Source organism: Cellulomonas sp. NPDC055163, assembly GCF_053607065.1.
The window spans coordinates 148,960-168,399 of the sequence record NZ_JBSGSU010000006.1; the positions used below are offsets into that span (position 1 = coordinate 148,960).

Annotated in this window: 20 protein-coding genes; 7 read left to right on the forward strand and 13 right to left on the reverse strand. The window is 76.3% G+C overall.

What is annotated here, in order from left to right:
* Positions 1–16 precede the first annotated feature (16 nt).
* The 10 genes from ACWFNE_RS13220 to ACWFNE_RS13265 form a co-directional block, all read right to left on the reverse strand.
* Positions 17–703, reverse strand: a complete 687-nt coding sequence (locus ACWFNE_RS13220; protein ID WP_452122893.1) for a response regulator — start codon at positions 701–703, stop codon at positions 17–19.
* The gene (locus ACWFNE_RS13225; protein WP_452122894.1) at positions 700–2,154 is read right to left on the reverse strand and encodes a sensor histidine kinase; all 1,455 of its coding nucleotides are present in this window, start codon (positions 2,152–2,154) and stop codon (positions 700–702) included. Before ACWFNE_RS13225 ends, ACWFNE_RS13220 begins: the two co-directional genes overlap by 4 nt.
* A gap of 54 nt (positions 2,155–2,208) precedes the next feature.
* A complete protein-coding gene (locus ACWFNE_RS13230) occupies positions 2,209–3,789 on the reverse strand; it encodes a SpoIIE family protein phosphatase (RefSeq protein ID WP_452122895.1) in 1,581 nt (526 codons plus the stop codon).
* On the reverse strand, positions 3,786–5,588 hold the full coding sequence (locus ACWFNE_RS13235; RefSeq protein WP_452122896.1) for an ATP-binding response regulator: 1,803 nt from the start codon (positions 5,586–5,588) through the stop codon (positions 3,786–3,788). Before ACWFNE_RS13235 ends, ACWFNE_RS13230 begins: the two co-directional genes overlap by 4 nt.
* On the reverse strand, positions 5,585–6,592 hold the full coding sequence (locus ACWFNE_RS13240; protein WP_452122897.1) for an ATP-binding SpoIIE family protein phosphatase: 1,008 nt from the start codon (positions 6,590–6,592) through the stop codon (positions 5,585–5,587). The genes ACWFNE_RS13235 and ACWFNE_RS13240 overlap by 4 nt, the downstream gene beginning before the upstream one ends.
* Positions 6,589–7,002 carry an anti-sigma regulatory factor gene (locus ACWFNE_RS13245; RefSeq protein ID WP_452122898.1) on the reverse strand — a complete coding sequence of 138 codons (414 nt, stop codon included), beginning with the start codon at positions 7,000–7,002 and terminating at the stop codon, positions 6,589–6,591. The genes ACWFNE_RS13240 and ACWFNE_RS13245 overlap by 4 nt, the downstream gene beginning before the upstream one ends.
* The gene (locus ACWFNE_RS13250) at positions 6,999–7,421 is read right to left on the reverse strand and encodes an STAS domain-containing protein (RefSeq protein WP_452122899.1); all 423 of its coding nucleotides are present in this window, start codon (positions 7,419–7,421) and stop codon (positions 6,999–7,001) included. Before ACWFNE_RS13250 ends, ACWFNE_RS13245 begins: the two co-directional genes overlap by 4 nt.
* On the reverse strand, positions 7,421–8,263 hold the full coding sequence (locus tag ACWFNE_RS13255; RefSeq protein WP_452122900.1) for an STAS domain-containing protein: 843 nt from the start codon (positions 8,261–8,263) through the stop codon (positions 7,421–7,423). The genes ACWFNE_RS13250 and ACWFNE_RS13255 overlap by 1 nt, the downstream gene beginning before the upstream one ends.
* Positions 8,264–8,438: 175 nt before the next feature.
* Entirely contained in the window at positions 8,439–9,467 is a 1,029-nt protein-coding gene (locus ACWFNE_RS13260; protein WP_452122901.1) for a hypothetical protein, read from the reverse strand.
* Between the two features lie 206 nt (positions 9,468–9,673).
* Positions 9,674–10,273 (reverse strand): hypothetical protein, encoded by a 600-nt coding sequence (locus ACWFNE_RS13265; protein WP_452122902.1) that lies wholly within the window; start codon positions 10,271–10,273, stop codon positions 9,674–9,676.
* Between the two features lie 121 nt (positions 10,274–10,394).
* On the opposite strand from ACWFNE_RS13265, the gene ACWFNE_RS13270 reads away from it, so the two are divergent.
* Positions 10,395–10,856, forward strand: a complete 462-nt coding sequence (locus ACWFNE_RS13270) for a ribosomal maturation YjgA family protein (RefSeq protein ID WP_452122903.1) — start codon at positions 10,395–10,397, stop codon at positions 10,854–10,856.
* Here ACWFNE_RS13270 and ACWFNE_RS13275 read toward each other — a convergent pair.
* Positions 10,790–12,904, reverse strand: coding sequence for an elongation factor G (locus ACWFNE_RS13275; protein WP_452122904.1), 2,115 nt, complete (start codon positions 12,902–12,904; stop codon positions 10,790–10,792). The two genes, ACWFNE_RS13270 and ACWFNE_RS13275, sit on opposite strands and share 67 nt — an antisense overlap.
* Before the next feature lie 114 nt (positions 12,905–13,018).
* Entirely contained in the window at positions 13,019–13,252 is a 234-nt protein-coding gene (locus tag ACWFNE_RS13280; protein ID WP_452122905.1) for a hypothetical protein, read from the reverse strand.
* A gap of 242 nt (positions 13,253–13,494) precedes the next feature.
* On the opposite strand from ACWFNE_RS13280, the gene ACWFNE_RS13285 reads away from it, so the two are divergent.
* Both ACWFNE_RS13285 and ACWFNE_RS13290 read left to right on the forward strand, forming a co-directional pair.
* The gene (locus ACWFNE_RS13285; protein WP_452122906.1) at positions 13,495–14,139 is read left to right on the forward strand and encodes a hypothetical protein; all 645 of its coding nucleotides are present in this window, start codon (positions 13,495–13,497) and stop codon (positions 14,137–14,139) included.
* Positions 14,140–14,157: 18 nt separating this feature from the next.
* Positions 14,158–14,805 (forward strand): hypothetical protein, encoded by a 648-nt coding sequence (locus tag ACWFNE_RS13290; RefSeq protein ID WP_452122907.1) that lies wholly within the window; start codon positions 14,158–14,160, stop codon positions 14,803–14,805.
* A 16-nt stretch (positions 14,806–14,821) separates the two neighbouring features.
* Here the strand turns inward: ACWFNE_RS13290 and ACWFNE_RS13295 are convergent, their stop codons facing one another.
* Entirely contained in the window at positions 14,822–15,214 is a 393-nt protein-coding gene (locus ACWFNE_RS13295; protein WP_452122908.1) for a nucleotide pyrophosphohydrolase, read from the reverse strand.
* Positions 15,215–15,362: 148 nt separating this feature from the next.
* Here ACWFNE_RS13295 and ACWFNE_RS13300 point away from each other — a divergent pair, with 148 nt between their 5' ends.
* The 4 genes from ACWFNE_RS13300 (at position 15,363) to ACWFNE_RS13315 (ending at position 19,372) form a co-directional block, all read left to right on the forward strand.
* Positions 15,363–16,478 (forward strand): hypothetical protein, encoded by a 1,116-nt coding sequence (locus ACWFNE_RS13300; RefSeq protein WP_452122909.1) that lies wholly within the window; start codon positions 15,363–15,365, stop codon positions 16,476–16,478.
* A 119-nt stretch (positions 16,479–16,597) separates the two neighbouring features.
* Positions 16,598–17,464 (forward strand): SDR family oxidoreductase, encoded by an 867-nt coding sequence (locus ACWFNE_RS13305; RefSeq protein ID WP_452122910.1) that lies wholly within the window; start codon positions 16,598–16,600, stop codon positions 17,462–17,464.
* A gap of 282 nt (positions 17,465–17,746) precedes the next feature.
* Complete coding sequence (locus tag ACWFNE_RS13310) at positions 17,747–18,163, forward strand: VOC family protein (RefSeq protein WP_452122911.1); 417 nt, start codon at positions 17,747–17,749, stop codon at positions 18,161–18,163.
* A 108-nt stretch (positions 18,164–18,271) separates the two neighbouring features.
* The gene (locus tag ACWFNE_RS13315; protein ID WP_452122912.1) at positions 18,272–19,372 is read left to right on the forward strand and encodes a Gfo/Idh/MocA family protein; all 1,101 of its coding nucleotides are present in this window, start codon (positions 18,272–18,274) and stop codon (positions 19,370–19,372) included.
* The last annotated feature ends 68 nt before the right edge of the window (positions 19,373–19,440 follow it).

Below are 19,440 nucleotides of genomic sequence, written 5' to 3' on the forward strand. Positions count from 1 at the left end.
CGAGCCCGTCGACCCCCTAGCCCGTCGGCCGCACGAAGCCCGACTCGTACGCCGCGATGACCGCTTGGGTCCGGTCGCGGGCGCCGGTCTTGGCCAGGACGCTCCCGACGTGCGTCTTGACCGTCTCGACGCCGAGGAACAGCCGAGCGGCGATCTCGGCGTTCGACAGCCCCGTCGCCATGAGCCGCAGGACCTCGGCCTCGCGCTCGGTCAGCCCGGCGCGGCGCAGCTCGTCGCCCGCCGGGGCGCGGACCGACGCGAGCCGGCGCACCGCCGCAGGGAACAGCACCCGGTCCCCGCGCACGACGACGCGGACCGCCTCGACGATCTCCTCGGGCGGCGTGCGCTTGAGGACGAACCCGCTCGCGCCGGCGCGCAGCGCGTCGAGCACGTGGTCGTCGTTCTCGAACGTCGTCACGACGATGACCCGCGGCGCGTCCGGGCGGTCGACGAGCGCGCGGGTCGCCGCGATGCCGTCGACCGCGGGCATGCGCACGTCCATGAGCACGACGTCGGGGCGCGTGCGGGCGACGAGACCGGGGACGTCCACGCCGTCGGCCGCCTCGCCGACGACCGTCATGTCCGGCTCGGCGTCGACGATGACGCGCAGCCCGGCGCGGACGAGCGGCTCGTCGTCCACCACGACGACGCGCAGCACCGCCCCGTGACCGGACCCGCCGAAGCCTGCACCGGCCCCGGTCACGCGCGCTCCCGCGGCAGCGTCGCGTGCACGGTCCACCTGCCGGCGCGCTCGCCCACGTCCAGCCAGCCGCGCAGGACCCGGACCCGCTCGGCCATCCCGACGAGCCCCTGCCCCGACCCGTTCGTCCCGCGCCCCGACCCGTTCGTCCCGTGCCCCGACCCGTCCGGCCCCTGCCCCGACCCGTCCGGCCCTTGCCCGGCCCCGCCGCCCGCGCCGCCCTCCTCCGCGCCTCGCGCTCCCGCACCGACCACCCCCGCACCAACCGCCCCCGCGCCGCCCGTCCCGGCGCCGGCGCCCCCGGACCCCGTGCGACCGACCGGCGCCCCGACGGCCACCGGGTTCGTGACCCGCACCTCGACGTCGGTCGGGCCGACGCGCACGTGCACCGCGACGGCCTGCCCGGCGGCGTGCCGCAGCGCGTTCGTCAGCGACTCCTGCACGATCCGGAACGCCTCGCGCGAGGTCGCCCCGCCGACGCCGGCCACGTCGCCGTCGAGGTGCAGCGCGACGTCGGCGCCGGCCGCGCGGGTCTCCGCGACGAGCCGGTCGAGGGCACCGAGGTCGGGCACGGGAGCCCGGGAGGTCCGGCCGTGGGCGGGCTCGCGCAGCAGTCCGAGCACGTGGTCGAGGTCGGCCATCGCGGCGCGCCCGGCCTGCTCGATCGCGGTCAGCGAGCGGCGCGCGGCCTCCGGGTCGCGGTCGAGGGTCCGTGCCGCGGCGGCGGCCTGCAGCGTCGTGACGGTGAGCGCGTGCCCGACGCTGTCGTGCAGCTCGCGGGCCAGGCGGTTGCGCTCGGCGAGCCGGGTGGCGGCGCGCTCGAGCTCGGCGACGCGCTCGTCGGCGGACGGACCGAGGAGCGCGGGGGCGAGCAGCCGCAGCCCCCACGCGCACACCGCGACGAGGTGCGCGAGCACCACGGGCAGGGCGATCGCGAGCGCGGTCCACAGCACGCGGTCGAGCGCGCCGCCCGGGTCGGGGAAGGGGTCGAGGCGCGGGAGCCCGGCGGCGCCGGTCAGGCCGTCGACCCCGAGCGCCGCGAGCACGAGCTGCGCGGCCACGGGCACCCCGGTGACGACGGCCAGCAGGACGACCCCGCCCGCCACGAGGTGCACGCCGTACCAGAGCGCGCCGCGCCAGCGTGCCGCCGCGTCGGGCTCGGCGGCGGGCACCGGGACGTCGACCCCGAGGAACGTGCGCGTCGCGTGCACCTCGAGCGTGCGGACGGGCGCGAGGAACGGCGGGGTCGAGGCGATCACGGCGGTGACCGCCGCGAGGACGACGCCGATCGCGGTCGGCGTCCCGGGCGTCCGCTGCATCTGCACGAAGCCGACGACGAGCGTGAGGTACGCGGTCGCGACGACGCCGCCGATGACGAGGAAGACCCCGGAGCGGACCGTCTCGCCGCTGGTCAGCGGGCGGACGACCCTGCCCGTGCCTGCGCGCAGCCCCATGCGCCGAGTGTGGCAGCGGCGGCCCGCGGGGCGCCTCCCCCGTGCGGGGTAGGGTCAGGCCGGGCCCCAGGACGCGGCGACGACGGCGACGTCGTCCTCGCGGGTCGGCCGCGCGAACGTCCGCACCAGCAGGTCGCACAGCTCGTCCGGTGTGCGGGGGCCCGCCTCGGCGACCGTCGTGGCCATCGCGTCGAGCGCGTCGCCGAGGTGGCGGCTGCTGCGTTCGAGCAGCCCGTCGGTCACCAGCACGAGGGTGCCGCGCGGCGGCAGGGGCTGCACGTGGCGGACGCGCGGTGCGGGCTGCGGCACCCCGAGCAGGGGGGAGGACTCCCGCACGAACGCGGCACCGTCGTCGGTCACGAGCAGCGGGGGCAGGTGCCCGGCGTTGGTGACCTCCAGGGTTCCCGCGGCGGGGTCGAGGACCGCGATGCAGACGGTGACGAGCTCCGGGTGCTGGGCGATCAGGACCGTGTTGAGCAGCCGCAGCGCCTCGGGGGGCTCGTGCCCCTCGGCGAGGTAGGCGCGCAGCGTGAACCGCAGCTCGGCCATGATCGTCGCGGCGCGCAGCGAGTGGCCCTGCACGTCGCCGATGACGAGCGCGGTCCGCCCGCCCGGCAGCGGCAGGGCGTCGTAGAAGTCCCCGCCGACGCTCAGCTGGGCGTCCGAGGCGAGGTACCGCGCCGCGACCCGCAGCTCGGGGGTGTCGGGGAGCGCGTGCGGCAGCATCGCGTTCTGCAGGGTGACGGCGATGGCGTGCTCCTCGAGGTAGGAGCGGGCGTTCGCGGCGGCGGTCGCCAACGCCTCCGCGAGCTGGTCCGCGAGCTCCGCGGCCTCGTCGGGGACGACGTTCTCGCCGGGCAGGGTCGCCACAGCCAGGCCGGCGCCGGGCCGTCCGGGTGCGGCCCACGACGGCGTCAGCCGCCAGGAACGTCCCGCGAGGCCCGCGCGCTCGACGAGCTCCGCCCACTGCGCCGGGACCTCCGCGGGGCCGACGACGACGGTCTCGCGTGCCGGGGAGTCCACCGGGCTCGTGAACCGCCCGCGCAGCACGGGCTCTCCCGGGCCGGCGCACAGGACCCGCACGTTCGAGTCGGCCGACGCGGGCGCGAGCGCCAGCACGGGCCGGCGCAGCACGTCCGCGGCGCCGGCCGCGGCGACCTCCACGAGCTCCTCGAGCCCCCGCGCCGTGTGCACCGCGAGCACCGCCGCCGCGAGCTGCTCGAGGCGCCGGGTGTGCTCGTCGGCCTGGAGGCGCTGCTCCTGGAGCCGGCACAGGCGCCGGACGGTCGCGACGAACTCGTCGCGGTCGAGCGGCTCGACGAGGTAGGCGTCCGCCCCGCCCTCGAGCCCGGCGGTCCGCGCCCGGGCGTCGATCGCCGTCGCGGACACGTGCATGACGGGCAGGGCCGCGGTGGCCGGCGCGGCACGCAGGCGCCGCAGGACCTCGGTGCCGCGCATGTCCGGGAGGTTGACGTCGAGGACCACGGCGTCGACGTCGGGGCCGGCGAGGCGCAGCGCGTCGGCCCCGGTCGCGGCCTCCACGACGGTGAACCCGGACCGGCGCAGCCAGGACGTCATGACGTAGCGGTGGGCGTCCGTGTCGTCGACGACGAGCACCGCGCGGGCCACGGTCACGACCCGGCCCCGCCGTGCGCGGACCTCAGGGCCGCACGGAGCAGCTCGCGGTCGAGCCCGGCTTTCGGCAGGAAGCCCTGGACGAGGCCCGCGACGTCGCCGCCGGGCAGCTCCTCGACGCTCGACATGAGGACGACGGGGACCGTCGCGAGCGCGGCGTCGGCCCGCACCTCGCGGACCAGCTGTGCACCGTCCATCGCGGGCATGCGCAGGTCGACGAGCGCGACGTCCGGGCGGTCGGCCCGCAGCCGCTCGAGCGCCTCGTGCCCGCCGCCGGCCTCGGTGACGTGCTCGGCGAGCCCGGTGAGCAGGGAGCGGACGACGCCGCGGAACGACGGGTCGTCGTCGACCACGAGGACGTGGCCCACGCGTCCGGGGCCGGCCGCCGGGTCGGAGCCGTGCGGTGCCGCGCCGGACCGGGCGAGCGCGGCCTCGGGCCCGACGGGGGCGGCCGCCGGCAGCACGAGCCGGAACGCGCTGCCCGTGCCCGGTGTGCTCGTCGCGCTGAGCGTCCCGCCCAGGCTCTCCGCGGTCCGCCGCGCGTACGGCAGGCCGAGGCCCGTGCCCTGCACGCCCGCCTGCAAGGGGTTCGGCACCTGGTAGAACTCCTCGAAGACGCGGGGCACGTCCTCCGGTTCGAGGCCGATCCCGGTGTCCTCGACGGTGACCGCGAGCTCGGTGCCGTCGTGGGTCACCTCGACGCGCACGTGCCCGTCGGCCGTGAACTTCAGGGCGTTCGTCACGAGGTTCCGCAGGATCCGCTCGAGCAGATCCGGGTCGGTCTCGACGGTCGCGACCGGCGACGGTGGCACGACGAGCTCGACACCGGGACGTGCCAGCGGCGCGAGCGAGCCCCGCAGGTCCGCGAGCAGCGCGGGCAGGTCCACCGTGCCGCGGACCACCTCCTGGTGCCCGGACTCGGCGCGGGACAGGTCGAGCAGCTCGTTCACGAGCGTGAGCAGCGACCGGGCGCTGCCGTCCAGGTAGCCGACCTGCACGCGCTGCTCGGCGTCGAGCGACGTCTCGCCGATGAGCGAGACGAGCCCGAGGATCGAGTTCACCGGGCCGCGCAGCTCGTGGCTCACGTTGCGCAGGAGCCGGGTCTTGGCCTCGTTCGCGGCGGCGAGCTGGCGACCGCGCTCGTCGAGCTCGGCGTACAGCGCGACGACCCCGCTGTTGGTCTCCTCGAGCTCGTTCGTGAGCTGCGTGTACATCGCGACGACGCCGCGATTGGTCTCCTCGAGCTCGTCGTTGGCGTCGGCGAGCGCCTCGTTCGCGGTCGCGAGCTCCGCACTGCGCGCGGTGAGGTCCTCGAGCGCGCGCACGAGGTCCGCGTTCTGGGCCCGCAGCTCGTCCGACGCGGACGTGCGACCCCGCTGCGCGAGCGTGCGGCGGACGTGCTGCAGGTCGCCGGCGGCAGCAGGCCCGAGCACCTTCGTGAGGCGCACGCCCGTCCCGGCGTCGACGTCGTAGACCTCGGCCGCGTCGAGCAGGCGCTGCGCGGCGGCGGTCCCGCTCACCTCCCCGCGGCCGGGGCCACCGCCGGGCGCGGCGAGGCGGCCGGTGCTCACGAGGGTCACGACGAGCCGCGGGGGTCCCGGCACGGCCTCGACGGTCAGCGTCACGGACACCCGGCCCACCGCGAGGAGCTCGCGGCCCACCTCGGACAGCGCGGTCGCGAGGCGCACCTGGTGCTGACGCTCGAGCCCCAGCAGCTCACCGGCCTCGCGGCCGACCTGGCGCAGGCTGAACACGTCGTCCTCGCGGACGAGCGACAGGCGGGCGAGCTCGACGCTCACGCGCTCGCCCTGAGCACCAGGACGCTCGCGTCGTCGCGGCGCACGCCGAAGTCGCGCAGCAGGACGGAGGCCACGGTCAGCGGCGCGCACAGCAGCAGGCCCGGGTACTGGTGCGCCGTGAGGCGCTCGGTGAGCCCGTCGCTGTGCATGACGACGACAGCGTGAGGGGACGCCGGGTAGGTCGCCTCGCGGATGGTGCGGGCCTGCGCGCCGACGATCCCCGGGTAGCTGACCATGCCGCGCTGGGTGTCGAGGTCGACCACGGTCCCGCGGATGTTGCCGACCCCGGCGTACCGGATCTCGCCGGGGTGCCGCTGGGCGATCGCGGCCGCCGCGCCGCGCGTCCCCGACAGCGCGTGGTGGACGGCCGTGAGCAGCGCTGCGGGCGTTCCCGGGCGCGACTCGCGGAACGTCCGGACCGCCTGCTGCGCGGCGGACGCCGCGAGCGGGCCGTGCCCCAGGCCGTCGACGAGCAGGGCGGTCTGGACGTCGCCGTCGGACCGGAACGCGTACGCGTCGCCGCACAGCGTCTCCCCGACGATGGTGCGGGTCAGGCCCGCGCTCCCGGTCAGCCGGCCCGCGCGCTCGCGGCCGGCGGCGAAGACCGCGGTCACCACGGTGCCGTGACCCGGCGCGGAGAACAGGTCCCACGCGGTCGCGAGCCGCCGCACCGCGCCGAGCCCGATCCCGAGGGTGCCGACGGTCGAGTGGCCGTCGACGAGCGCCGCCGGGACGTCGGCCATGCCCGGGCCGGGGTCGGACGCGACGACCTCGACCGCGGCCGCACCGCCCCGGCGGACCCGCAGCAGCACGGTGCCCGAGCCGGCGTGCTTGAGCTGGTTCCCCGCGAGCTCGCTGACCACGATCCCGAGCTCCTCGGTGCGGACCTCGCCGAGGCCGACGGACTCGCCGAGCGCGAGCGCCGCGCGCCGCACGCTGCTCTGCGCGCTCGCGTGCTCGATCGCGTACCAGCCGACGTCCTCGACCGCGTCGTCGTCGTTCATCGCGCCCACGTGGCGATCTCGACGCGCGTCCCCTCCCCGGGGGCCGAGCGGATGTCGAACGCGCCGACGAGGCGGCGGGAGCCGGAGAGCCCGAGACCGAGCCCGTGCCCGCTGGTCCACCCGTCGCGCATCGCCAGGTCGAGGTCCGGGATGCCGGGTCCCTCGTCGACGAAGACGCACCGCACGCCCGCGCGCGGACCCTCCTGGAGCAGGTCGAGCACCGCCTCGCCGCCCCCGCCGTAGATCAGGGTGTTGCGCGCGAGCTCGCTGGCGGCGGTGACGAGCTTCGTCTGGTCGACCAGCGAGAGCCGCGCGGTCTGCGCGAGCGCCCGGACGGCCTGGCGGACGCGCACCACGTCGGCGTCCGAGACGATGGGCAGGCTCTGGGTGGTGGCCTGGGCCGTGGTCACCGGTCCTCGAGACCGTCGTCCACCAGCAGGACGCTCTCGTCGTCGTCGGTCTCGCCCAGCTCGTCGGCCCGGGCCTCCCGGAGCAGCCGCAGGCCCTTCTCGACGTCGAGCGCCGTCCGCACGTCGCCCAGCGACAGGCCGAGCTCGACGAGCGTGATCGCCACCGCCGGTCGCATGCCCACGACGACCGTCGAGGCGTCGAGCACCCGCGACAGTGACGCGATCGTCGCGAGCATCCGACCGATGAAGCTGTCGACGATCTCCAGGCCCGAGATGTCGATGAGCACGCCCCGCGCGCCGGTCCGCGTGATCGTCTCCGCGAGGTCCTCCTGCAGCTGGAGCGCGGTGTGGTCCTGCAGGTCGACCTGGATCGACACGAGGAGCGTGCGGCCGATCTTGAGGATCGGGACGCTGTCCATCAGGCGTCTCGCGTGGACGCCGCGCGGGCCCGCGCCGCCGTGGTCCGCAGCACCGCGGCGAGGGCGTCCGCGAGGCTCGCCTTCGTGCGGATGTCGCCGAACTCGATGCCGAGCGCCACGATCGTCTGCGCGATCTGCGGGCGGATGCCGCTGATGGTGCACTCCGCGCCCATGAGGCGGGCGGCGACGACGGTCTTGAGCAGGTGCTGGGCGACCTGGGTGTCGACCGCCGGGACGCCCGTGATGTCGATGATCGCGTGCTCGCTGCCCGTCTCGACGAGCGACTGCAGGAGCTTCTCCATCACGACCTGCGCGCGCGCCGAGTCGAGGGTCCCGACGAGCGGGACGGCGACGACGCCCTCCCACAGCTTCACGACGGGCGTCGACAGCTCGAGGAGCTGGCCCGCCTGCTCGTTGATGATGAGCTCGCGCGCCGCGGCGTAGGTCTCGAACGTGAACAGGCCCAGCTCGTCGACGAGCCGGGACAGCCCGGTCAGGTGGGCGACCGCCTCGGGGGTGGTGTCCTCGTCGAGGCTCGCGTAGATGCCCTCCTTGAGCGCGAACACGCCGGTCGCAGTCTCGCGCGGGGTGAACCCCTGCCGGGCGCGCTGCGCGGACAGCTCGGCGAGCAGCCCGCGCAGCGGGGCGAACTGCTCGCTCTGCACGGTCGTGCCGCCGCGCGCCAGCCCGTCGACGAGCGTGTCGTAGATCTCGCCGAACTCGCGCTCGAGCTCGGCGCGGACCGCTCGGCGCTGCAGCTGCGACGCGGCGACGTCGAGCCACGTCGACCGGATGCGGTCGGCGTCGGCGCGCAGCCGCTCGGCCATGCGGGGGGCGTCCACCTGGACCATCGTGCGTCTCCAAACGGCAGGTCGAGAGAGAAGGGAGTGCGCTTGCGCGGCGCCATCCTCCCATCCCGGGGTCGCGCACGGGCCGCGGGTCCGCCTCCGGTGCCGTCGCGTGCACCGCCGGGCGGCGCCGGTGGTCGAGGTGCGGTGGGGGCGGGAGCCCGCAGGCTCAGCCGGTGGTCACCGGGCCGGCTCCGCCGGGGAGCGCGGCGGACCCCGGGAGCAGCGTCTCCGGGACGACCCACGACGCGACGAAGTCCCCGACGGCCGAGCCGGCGGTGGCGAGCGACGCGGGGTCGACGCCGAGCACCACGACGACGGCGACGAGCAGCGCGAGCGCGACGAGGTCGGCGCGGCGCACGGCCCGGCGCAGACCCTGGCGGGTCGGTGCGGTGACGGTCTCGGTGCGGGCGGCGACCCGGGCGCGGGACCCGCGGGTGCCCGGTCGCACGGGGCCGGCGGCGGGGTCGGGCTGGTCGAGCGCGGCGGTCGTCAGCAGGTCGGGTCCGACGCGTCCGCCGAGCTCGCGGGACAGGCGGCGGCCGAGGTCGGCGACGTCGTACGGGCTGAGGCGTGCGGGCAGCCCCGCGAGGTGGGCGCCGAGGCGCTCGCGGCCGACGACGAGCAGCCCGGCCGAGGTGCGCACGGGTCCGGCGGCGCCGGGCGGGCTCAGGACGGCGGTCACCGCGCTGCGGTGCGCGGGGCCGACGAGCGAGGTCACCGCCGCGACCGCGTCGACGAGCGCGTGCAGCTCGCGGTCGTGCACCTGCCCGCCCTGGTGCGGCAGCCCCGCGGTGACCGTGAGGTCGGCGGACCACCGGGAGCCGTCGAGCACGACGACCCCGCCCGGCCCGATGACGACCTCGTCGAGCAGCACGCCGGGGCGTCCCGGCCAGTGCAGGTCGTGCAGCGACGTCCAGCCGTGCGCGCGGAGCCCGTCGACGGTCCGGTCGGCCCGGGCGTCGAGCCGGGGGAGGCGCGCGCGGGTGCGTCCGGCGCCGGGGAGGCGGCCGCCGGCGCGGGTGCCCGCGGTGCCGTCGGCCCGGTCCGCCCGGGCGAGGGCGTCGGCGAGCGCGTCGTCGACCGCCCGGCTCGTGGCGTCGCCGCCGGCGCGCGTGACACCGTCGTCCCGCCGGCGGCGGTCGAACCGCCGTGCCAGCCGGCCCGTCCGCTCCTGCGCGTCGTGCCCTGCGTCCATGCCGCTCACCGGACCCTGCCTGCCCTCACGTGCCCCCGCGCGGCGTCACCGCTCGCCCGGGGGTCGCTGCTGTCGACGGCGGCCGTGCGGCGCGACGTCGGGCCCGTTCGGGGCCCACCGTGCTCATCGGCGCGGCGGCGGGGCACTTGACGCACGGTGCGGGCCGGCGGCGGCTGCGGCGGGGTGAATCGCGGGCGCGGCGGCGGTCAGCGCGACTGCAGCGCGTCGAGCGCGACGGCCATCGCGGCGGCGACCCGGCCGTCGAGCCGTGCACCGGGGACGGTGACGGTGTACCGGTCGCGCAGCGACGGGCGGCGCTCCGACGTCATCACGACGTGCCCGTCCGCGTCGGCGAAGTCGAAGTGGAAGACGAACGGCACCGGCACGTCCCCGACCACCGGGATGACGTCCCACACGCGCCGCAGGATCGCGATGTTCGCGTTCCGCTCCTGCCCGACGGCCGTGACGCCGCGCGACTCCAGGTGCCACGTCGAGCGCAGCAGCGACCTGCCGAAGTCCTTGCGGAACCAGCCGATCGTCATGCCGTGCGCGTCGGTCACGTCGTACGTCGCGCCGAGGTCCATGCGCTGGCGGGCCTGGAACCCGAACACCGGGGTCGTGCGCGACTCGTCGGTGTAGAAGGTGACCTGCTCCTTGAACGCCATGCGCTTCTGCTGCGCGACGGCGAGGACCGGGCCCGGCTCGTCGTTCGGCCCGAGCGCCCGCACCACGTAGCGGTTCACCATCATGGTGATCTTCTGCTCGACGGCGAACCGCTCGATGCCGGTCAGGTCCTGTGCGCTCACGATGCTCCTCGGGACGGGCTGAGGGGAGCAGCCTGCCACGTGCGGTGCACGTCCACGGGGGACTCGTGGAGGTTCCGTGGATCCGCCGCGGCGGGCGTCCGGGGGTCGCCATGCTGGCCGGGTGAGCCGCCGACCCGCCCTGGCCGTCGCTGCGTTCCTGACCGTCGCGGCCGGGCTCGCGGTGCGCTCGGCGGCCGCCGTGGACGCGGGGGGCGGGGTCGCGTCCGCCGTCGCGGAGCCGGTCGGCGACGCGCTCTACGCGGTGCTCGTGTACGCGCTGGTCGGGGTCGTCGCCGTCCGTGCGCGCCCGTGGGTGCTCGCGGTGGCCGCGTGGGCGCTCAGCTCGGTGGTCGAGGTCGCGCAGCTCACGGGGCTCCCGGCCGCGGTCGTCGCGCTGTGGGACCCGGCGCGCTGGGTGCTCGGCACGACGTTCGACGCACCGGACCTCGTCGCGTACGCGGCCGGCGCCGCGCTCGCGGCCCTCGCCGACGGCGCCGTCGCTCGGGCGGCCGGCCCTCAGCGCGCCCGCGAGACGTGGGCGAGCGAGCCGCCGCCCCCGGCCGCGAGGCGGTCGACGAGGTGAGCGGGCACGACGTCGTCGTGGTCGTGCTCCGCGACGAACTGCCCCCGCCCGCCCGTGAGCGAGCGCAGCTCGAGCACGTACCGCGCGAGCTCGGCCTCGGGGACCAGCGCACGGATCTCGTGGCGGCCGTCGTCGAGAGCGCCCGTCGCGACGATGCGCCCGCGACGCGCCGAGAGGTCCCCGAGCACGTCGCCCTGGGACGCCGCCGGGACGGTCACGGTGACGGCCGAGACGGGCTCGAGCACGACGGACCCGGCGGTCGCGAGCGCCTCGCGCAGGCCGTGCCCGGCGGCGGTGCGGAACGCCATGTCGGACGAGTCGACCGAGTGGTACTTGCCGTCGGTCACCTCGACGCGCAGGTCCACGACGGGGTAGCCCCGCGGGCCGCCCGCGGCCATCGCCTCGGTGAGCCCGCGCTCGACGGCCGGGAGGTACCCGCGCGGGACCGCGCCGCCGACGACCGAGTCGACGAACGCGAACCCGGACCCGCGCGGACCGGGCGAGACGGTGAGCTGCACGACGGCGAACTGCCCGTGCCCGCCGGACTGCTTCTTGATCTTGCCCTCGACGCGCACCTCGCGGGCGATCGTCTCCCGGTACCCGACGCGCACGTCCTCGGGCTCGACGTGCACGCCGAACTTGCGGGCGAGCCGCTCGAGCGCGACGGCGAGGTGCGTGTCGCCGATGCCGCGCAGCACCGTCTGCCCGTGCCCGCCGCCCGCGCCGCCGGTCCGGTCCACCCGCAGCGTCGGGTCCTCGGCGACGAGCCGCGCGAGCGCACCGGACAGCTTGTCGTCGTCGGCCTGCGTGAGCGGGCGCAGCGCGAGCGCGAACGGCGCGGGACGCTCGGGCGGCCCGGGGACGCGCACGGGCGTGGTCCGCGAGCCCAGCGCCGTCCCGGTCGGGGACGCGGAGAGCTTCGCGACCGCGACGACGTCGCCCGCGACGACCTCGGTCACCGGCACGTGCTCCTTGCCGCGCAGCGTGAACAGCCCGTGCAGCCGCTCGTCGGCGCCCGTCGAGGTGTTCACGAGGTGGTCCTCCCCGTGCAGCGTCCCGGACAGCACCTTGAGCAGCGACACCTGCCCCACGAACGGGTCGGCGAGGGTCCGGAACACGAGCGCGAGCGGGTCGCCGGCCGGGTCGGCGTCGACCGTGACCTCGGTGCTGCCGACGTGGACGGTGCGCGGCCGGTCCGCGGGCGACGGGCCGAGCGTGCACAGGTAGTCGGCGAGGCGGTCGACCGCGACGCCCGTGACCCCCGACCCGACGAGCACGGGGACCTCGAGCCCGTCGAGGACCTCGTGCGCGAGCGTGCGGCCCAGCTCCTCGCCGGTCGGCACCTCTCCGGCGAGGTAGCGCTCGAGCTGCTCGTCGTCGCCGCTGACGATCTCCTCGGCGACCTCGTCGTGCAGGCGGTGCTCCTCGGCGGCGACGTCCTCGGGCACCGGGCACGCGTGGCGCCGCCCGTCCGGGTCGTACGCGTGGCCCTCGTCGGAGAGCACGTCAGCGACGCCGTGGAACGCGTCCTCCTCGCCGAGCGGGAGCTCGAGCGGCACGATCCCCGCACCGAAGGTGCCCCGGAGCTGGTCGAGGACGCGGTGGAAGTCGGCGCGCGGGCGGTCCTCCTTGGACACGAAGACCAGGCGCGGGAGCCCCGCGGCGGCGCAGCGCTGCCACGCGTGCTCGGTGCCGACCTCGACCCCGTCGACGGCGCTGACCACGATCACCGCGAGGTCGGCGACCTGGACGCCCGCGTCGACGGCGCCCACGAAGTCGGCGTACCCGGGGGTGTCGAGCAGGTTGACCTTGTAGGTGTGCCCGTCGGGCGCCGTCCACTCGAAGGGCGCGACGGCGAGGGACAGCGAGATGCCCCGCCGGACCTCCTCGGGCTCGTGGTCGCACACCGTCGACCCGTCCTCGACGCGGCCCGGCCGGGGGATCGCCCCGGCCCGGTGCAGCAGCGCCTCGGCGAGCGTCGTCTTCCCTGCGCCGCTGTGGCCGAGCAGCACCACGTTGCGGATCCTCGGCGTCGTCGCCGTGCCCATGCGAGCTCCCCGGGTCGGAGGTGCACCTGCGACCAGGCTAGCCACCGACGCAAGACACCCCCGGGACGTGGGTCCCGGGGGTGCCTCGGTGCTGTGGTTCGTCGTCGGGCGGCGTCAGACGCGCGAGCGGACGTCCTGCCAGGCCCACTCCTCGACCGCGCGACGCTGCGTCGGGATCAGGAAGAAGCCCTCGATCGTGTTGGGCACCTCGACCTCGGGCTCGTCGGTCCAGAAGACCCACCCGCGGGGCGCGCGCGGCCAGCCCGGGTCCGGGATCCAGCCCTTCGGCGGCGTCCAGCCCTCGGGTGCCGGCGGCCAGGTCGGCGGGCGGTGGTAGCGACGGTTCACGTGTGTGCCTTCCCCCAGCGGTCGCAGGACCTGACGGTGCCCTGCGGGGTCCTTATCGGGAGCCGGGTGAGGCACCTGAAGGATTCGGGAGGACGTGTTCGCACGGGAGGGCGCAGGTCGTGTGGTGGTGTGGGACGCAGGACCCGGAGCGACGGCGCCGACGTGCCGTATCACCGGGTGGGCACGGTGTATCTGCAGGTGGGGACGCCGCTCCACGGGGGTGTCCGAGGCGAGGGGGAGGGGTGACCGGGGTGCTGGAGCAGGTGGTGGAGACGGTCGACGTGGCCGCGTGGTGGGAGGCGCAGCTCGACGCGTCGCACGAGGTGCGCCGGCGGGCGGGCCGGTCGCTCGGGCCGCGGGGGTGGACGGCCGCCGCCGCGACGGCCCTCGCGCCGTGGACGACGTCCGGGCACGTGCCGTACGCGTACCACGACTACCGCCCGTACGGCTCGTCGCGGACGGTCCACGAGGTCAACGGCGACGACGGGGTCGTGCGGTTCGCGGGGCTCGGGGCCGGCGTCGCGGCGCACCTGCTGACGCTGCTCGACGAGCCACAGCTCGCCGTCCGGCAGGGCGACGGCCCGACCCTCGGGGGGCTGCTGCGCGCCGCCGTGGCGCACCCCGGGGTCGTCGAGGTCTACGGGCACGTGGTCGGGCCGCGTGCTGCGGGCGAGCGGGTCGTCGCCGAGGGCGCGTTCCTCTACGCGCTCCCCGAGCTCCAGGTGCCCGAGTGGCCGCACGACGGGCCGTGCGAGTGCACGGTCCTGTGGGCCGCCGCGCGCGAGCGGTACGGGGTCGACGACGCGCTCGGCATGCCGCAGGAGCTCCAGCGGAGCGCGAACCTGTGGCGCGCCGGGGAGCTGTGCTGGCGGCTCGGCTGGGAGTGAGCGGGGAGGATGGCCGGTGTGACGTCCTCGCACCGCCGCCTGCGCCCGTTCGGCACCGTCGTCGTCGCGGCCGTGGTGGTCGGGGTCGTCGGCGTGGCCCTCGCCTCCGGGGGCGACCTCCTCGACCGTCGCCCGGAGCACACGCCGCTCTACACCGCCGACGAGCTGCGGGCGCGGCCCGACCTCGCCGAGGTGCTGCCCGGCCAGGTCGACGCGACGCGCGCGGTGCTCGCGGCGGTCGCGGAGACGGCGGGCGTGACCTGGGACCCCGCGGACGCCGACGTGTTCGTGAGCGAGCGCGACGGCACCGAGGAGCAGGTGGTCGACGGTCTGCCCGTGCTGCGCTGGAAGCCCGACCACTGGGACTCCGCGGGGCCGGCGGAGCTCGACGACGCGACGGTCGAGGCGCTCGGGGAGGCGTTCCGCGGCGCACTCGAGCCGCGCGGGTACACGGTCTCCCTCGACGGCGCGCAGTCGGCGATGTACGAGCGGCCGCTCTCCTTCCACGCGAGCGACGACGACGACGGCTCGGTGCGGGTGCTCGGGCTGGACGACGGGACCCTGCGCGTCATCGCCCTGTCGAGCGCGCACCTGTACCGGGGCGACGGCGGCTGCGAGCCCCTGGACTGCCGGCCGGCCGTCGAGGACCCCGCCGCCGGGCCGTGACCCGCCCGGGGCCTGGTCAGGACTTCTCGGGGATGCGCCCGCGCCACTCGTCGGCCACGAACCGGCGGTGCGAGCCCGCGAGCTTGTCGCGCGCCGCCGGGCCCAGGTCGACACCCAGCACGTCCGCGAGCCGCAGCAGGTAGACGAGCACGTCGGACAGCTCCTCGCCGATGCGCTGCCGGCGGGCCGGGTCCGTGAACCGCTCGACCGCACCGTCGGCCGGGACCCACTGCAGCAGCTCGGCGAGCTCGCCGACCTCGCCGACGAGCGCCAGGGCGAGGGACTTGGGGTCCTGGAAGGGCGCCCACCCGCGCTCGTCGACGAACTCGCGGATCAGGCGCGTGAGCTCGGCGATCTCGCGCTCGGGCTGCTGCGGCTGCTCGGGCGTGGGGGTGGGCTGCTCGGTCACGACGCCAGCCTGGCACGCGGCACGCGCGTCCCCTGCACCTTCAGGCAGCGGGTTCACCCGCGGTCCGACTTGTCCGGTTCCGCACGGGCCCGGTGCACTGGACGAGCGGTCCCGGCGCCCGCCCGCGGTCCGCGAGGGGGTCGGTCCCATGAGGTCTCGTCCGTCCGTCGCAGCCGTCTGCGCCGCCGCCGCTCTCGCGGGTGGCTCCGTCCTGCTCGCCGCACCGGCTGCGGCCGAACCCGTGGCCGTGACGTGCGGGGACGTCGTCACGACCGACGCCTACCTCGCCGCCGACACGTCGTGCGCCGCGGGGCTCACCCTGGTCGGCGACGTGACCCTCGACCTGCAGGGGCACACGCTCCGGGGCGAGGGCAGCGGCACGGCGATCACCGTGACCGTGCACTCCACGCAGAGCGTCGTCAACGGCCGCGTGGAGGACTGGTCCACGGCCCTCGCCCTCACCACGCCGCCGGCCCCGCAGAACTTCGGTGGGCGCTTCTGGTTCGCCGACCTGACGTTCGCCGGGAACGACCTCGTCATGGACCTGACTCTCGACACGATCTTCGGCCGCAACGGTGACGTGACCTTCGTCGAGTCACGGTTCGAGGACAACGGGCTCGTGCTCGGGGGCAGCAGCGGACCGGGCGTGATGGTCTTCACCTCCGAGTTCGCGCGCAACACGACCGTGGTGCGGGCCCAGGGGACTGTGCTCCACCTCGACGCGTCCCGCTTCGAGAGCAACGACGTGGTGGTCGCCGACCTCGGCGGCTCCGCGCTGACCCTCGCGAGCAGCGAGCTCGTCGGCAACCGGGTGGTCCTCGCGGGCGGCGACGTCGGGGGCTTCGCGAGCCTGATCACCAACGAGATCAGCGGGAGCGACGCCGTGGTCGTCCCGACCGCCGCGGACGTGGCGGTCGGCGGGAACCACGTCGTCGACAACGACGTCGCGATCGACCTCGGCGCGGGCAGCGGGTTCGTCTTTGACAACACGTTCGAGCGCAACCGCGTCGCCTTCACCTCGACCGGTCCTCCCGCGGGGTCGGAGGCCACGGTGCGACTGCACGGGAACACGTTCACCGAGAACGGCGACGCCGTCGTCACCGCCGGAGCCGGCACCGAGGTCTGGGGCAACGTCGCCCACCACAACACCGGCTGGGGGATCTACGCACCGGGCGTGACCGACGGCGGGGAGAACCGGGCGTGGGCCAACGGCAGGTACCCGCAGTGCGTCGGGGTCGTCTGCGCAGGCAAGCCGCGCAGCTGAGCCGCACCCGTCGACCGGGAAAGTTGAAGGTTCATCTGGAATTCGGGAAGCACGGTGCGACCTGCGCCGTTGTGCGAGTGCCGCGCCCGCGGCCTCGCGCACCACCCGGAGGAGCACCCATGTCCGTCGTCGTCACCGCAGCAACCGGCCACCTCGGCCGTCTCGTCGTCGCCGAGCTGCTCGCCCGCGGGGTGCCCGCGGCGGACGTCGTGGCGACCGGGCGGCGCGTCGAGGCGCTCGCGGACCTCGCGGCGCAGGGCGTGCGGGTCGTCGCGTCCGACTACGCCGACCCCGAGTCGCTGCGGGCCGCGTTCGAGGGTGCCGACACGGTCCTGCTGATCTCCGGCAACGAGGTCGGGCAGCGCGTCACGCAGCACGGCAACGCGATCGAGGCCGCGAAGGCCGCCGGCGTCGGGCGCCTCGTCTACACGAGCGCGCCGCGCGCGACCACGAGCGACCTGGTCCTCGCGCCCGAGCACAAGGCGACCGAGGAGCTGCTCGCGGCGTCCGGCCTGACGACCACGGTCCTGCGCAACAACTGGTACACCGAGAACTACGTCGCCACGCTCGAGCAGGCACGCGCGACCGGTGAGGTCGTCGGGAGCGCCGGGGAGGGCCGGGTCGCGAGCGCCACCCGCGCCGACTTCGCCGCCGCGGCCGCCGTCGTGCTCACGACCCCCGGGCACGACGGCACGGTCTACGAGCTCGGCGGCGACACCGCCTGGACCCACCACGAGCTCGCTGCCGCGATCGGCGAGGTGCTCGGGCGCGAGGTCGTCTACCGGCCCGTCAGCCCCGAGGAGCACCTCGCGGTCCTCACGACGGCGGGCCTCGACGAGGGAACCGCGGGCTTCGTCGTCGCGCTCGACGGCAACATCCGCGAGGGAGCTCTCGCCGACGTCACCGGGGACCTGTCCCGGCTGACGGGTCGCCCGACGACGTCGCTCGTCGACGGCCTGCGCGCGGCGGTCGAGCCCACGCGCTGAACCGGGTCGGGCCGACGCACTGACGCGGTCGAGGTCGGGCGGGCGCCGCTGGGTGCCCGCCCGACGTGCGTCCGGGGGTCCCGCTCCCCGTCCCGACGCCTCGTCCGTCCGCGCACGCCCTCGCCTGCGGCCGACGGGCATCCCGGGGGCGTCCTGGTGCGCCCGCCTGCTCCCCGCCGGGGCGGCTCGGCGCCTGGGATGCACGCCCTGCGCGCCGCGGCTCGGCGCACGGGATGCACGCCCCGCGCGCCGCGGCCACGATGGGCCCGGAGGAGGTGCCGCATGAGCGTGGCCGAGAGCAGGCCGAGGGTCCGTCAGGTCGTCCTGGACACCACCGACGTCCGCCGGCTCGCGGAGTTCTACCGCGAGCTGCTGGGCTGGGCGTACCGGCCCGGTGACGAGCCGCCGCCCCTCGGCGAGCCCGACGCCGCGGACTGGCTGGTGCTGCGGAACGAGGAGGGCATCGATCTCGCGTTCCAGCAGGTCGACGAGCTCCCCGAGGCGACGTGGCCCGAGGGGCCGCGCCCGCAGCAGCTCCACCTCGACATGACCGTCGAGACGCCCGAGGAGCTCGACGCGCAGCACGAGCGCGTGACCGTGCTCGGCGGGCGCCTGCTGCTCGACCGCCGCGACGACCCGGACGAGCCGCTGCGCGTGTACGCCGACCCGGCCGGGCACCCGTTCTGCATCTTCGTCTGACGCGCTCGGCGGCGCGTCGGGCGTGCGCCTGCGTCGAGCGTGCGCCGGGTCGGGCCGTCGCGTGTGCCGCGTCGGGCCGGGCGTGCGCCTCCGGGCTAGCGTCGTCGCATGGGTGCGCAGGTGGTCCCGCTCCGGTTCGGCGTCGTCGGCAGCGGCTGGCGGGCGGAGTTCTTCGCGCGTATCGCCCGCCAGGTGCCGGAGCACTTCGCGGTCGCGGGGGTCGTGACCCGGACCGCCGAGCGGGGCGCCGAGGTCGAGCGGGACTGGGGCGTGCCGACGGTCCGCACGGTCGCGGGGCTCGTGCGCGGGGACGCCGGTGCGCGCCCCGACCTGGTGGTCGTCAGCACGCCGTGGGACGTCACCCCGGGAGTGGTCCGCGAGCTCGTGGCCGCGGGCGTCCCGGTGCTCACCGAGACGCCGCCCGCGCCGGACGCCGAGGCGCTCGACGCCCTGTGGCGTGACGTCGGGGCCTCGGGCCTGGTGCAGGTCGCCGAGCACAGCCCGTTCCTGCCGATGCACGTCGCGCGCGCCGGGCTGGCGCGGCGCGGGCTGCTCGGGGAGGTCACGTCGGTGCAGGTCTCCTCGACGCACCGCCACCACGCGGCGGGGCTCGTCCGGTACCTGCTCGGCACCGGGCTCGCGGACGTGACCGTGCGCGCGCAGTCGTTCACGGCTCCGCTGCTCGACCCGGTGAACCGCACCGGCTGGACGGGCGCGACCGAGCCGCGCGACGCCCGTACCGTCCTCGCGACGCTCGACTTCGGCGAGCACGGCAGCGCGCTCTACGACTTCACCGACAACCAGTGGCACAACCCGCTGCGCGCGAACCGCCTCGTGCTGCGCGGCTCGGCGGGTGAGCTCGTCGACGACCGGCTCGTCCGCTGGGCGGACCCGCGCACGGCCGTCGAGTCGCGGCTCGTGCGCCGCCAGTACGGGGTCGAGCAGGACATGGACGGCTTCGACCTCGACCACGTGAGCCTCGACGGCGAGGTGCTCTACCGGAACCCGTTCGTCGGGGCGCGCCTGGCCGACGACGACCTCGCCGTCGCCGGGCTGCTCGCGGGGTCGGCCGGCTGGGTGCGCGGCGAGGGCCCGGCGCCGTACCCGCTCGCCGACGGCAGCCACGACCACCGCATCGGGCTCGCGATCGAGAAGTCGGCGCTGACCGGGGAGCCGGTGCGGGTCGTCGCGCCGGTGTGGGCGGCCTGACCGGCGGTACGCGGGGCACGACGCGGTGGCTCACCCGGCTGCGGGCCCGGTGGGCGGCAGCACCGGAT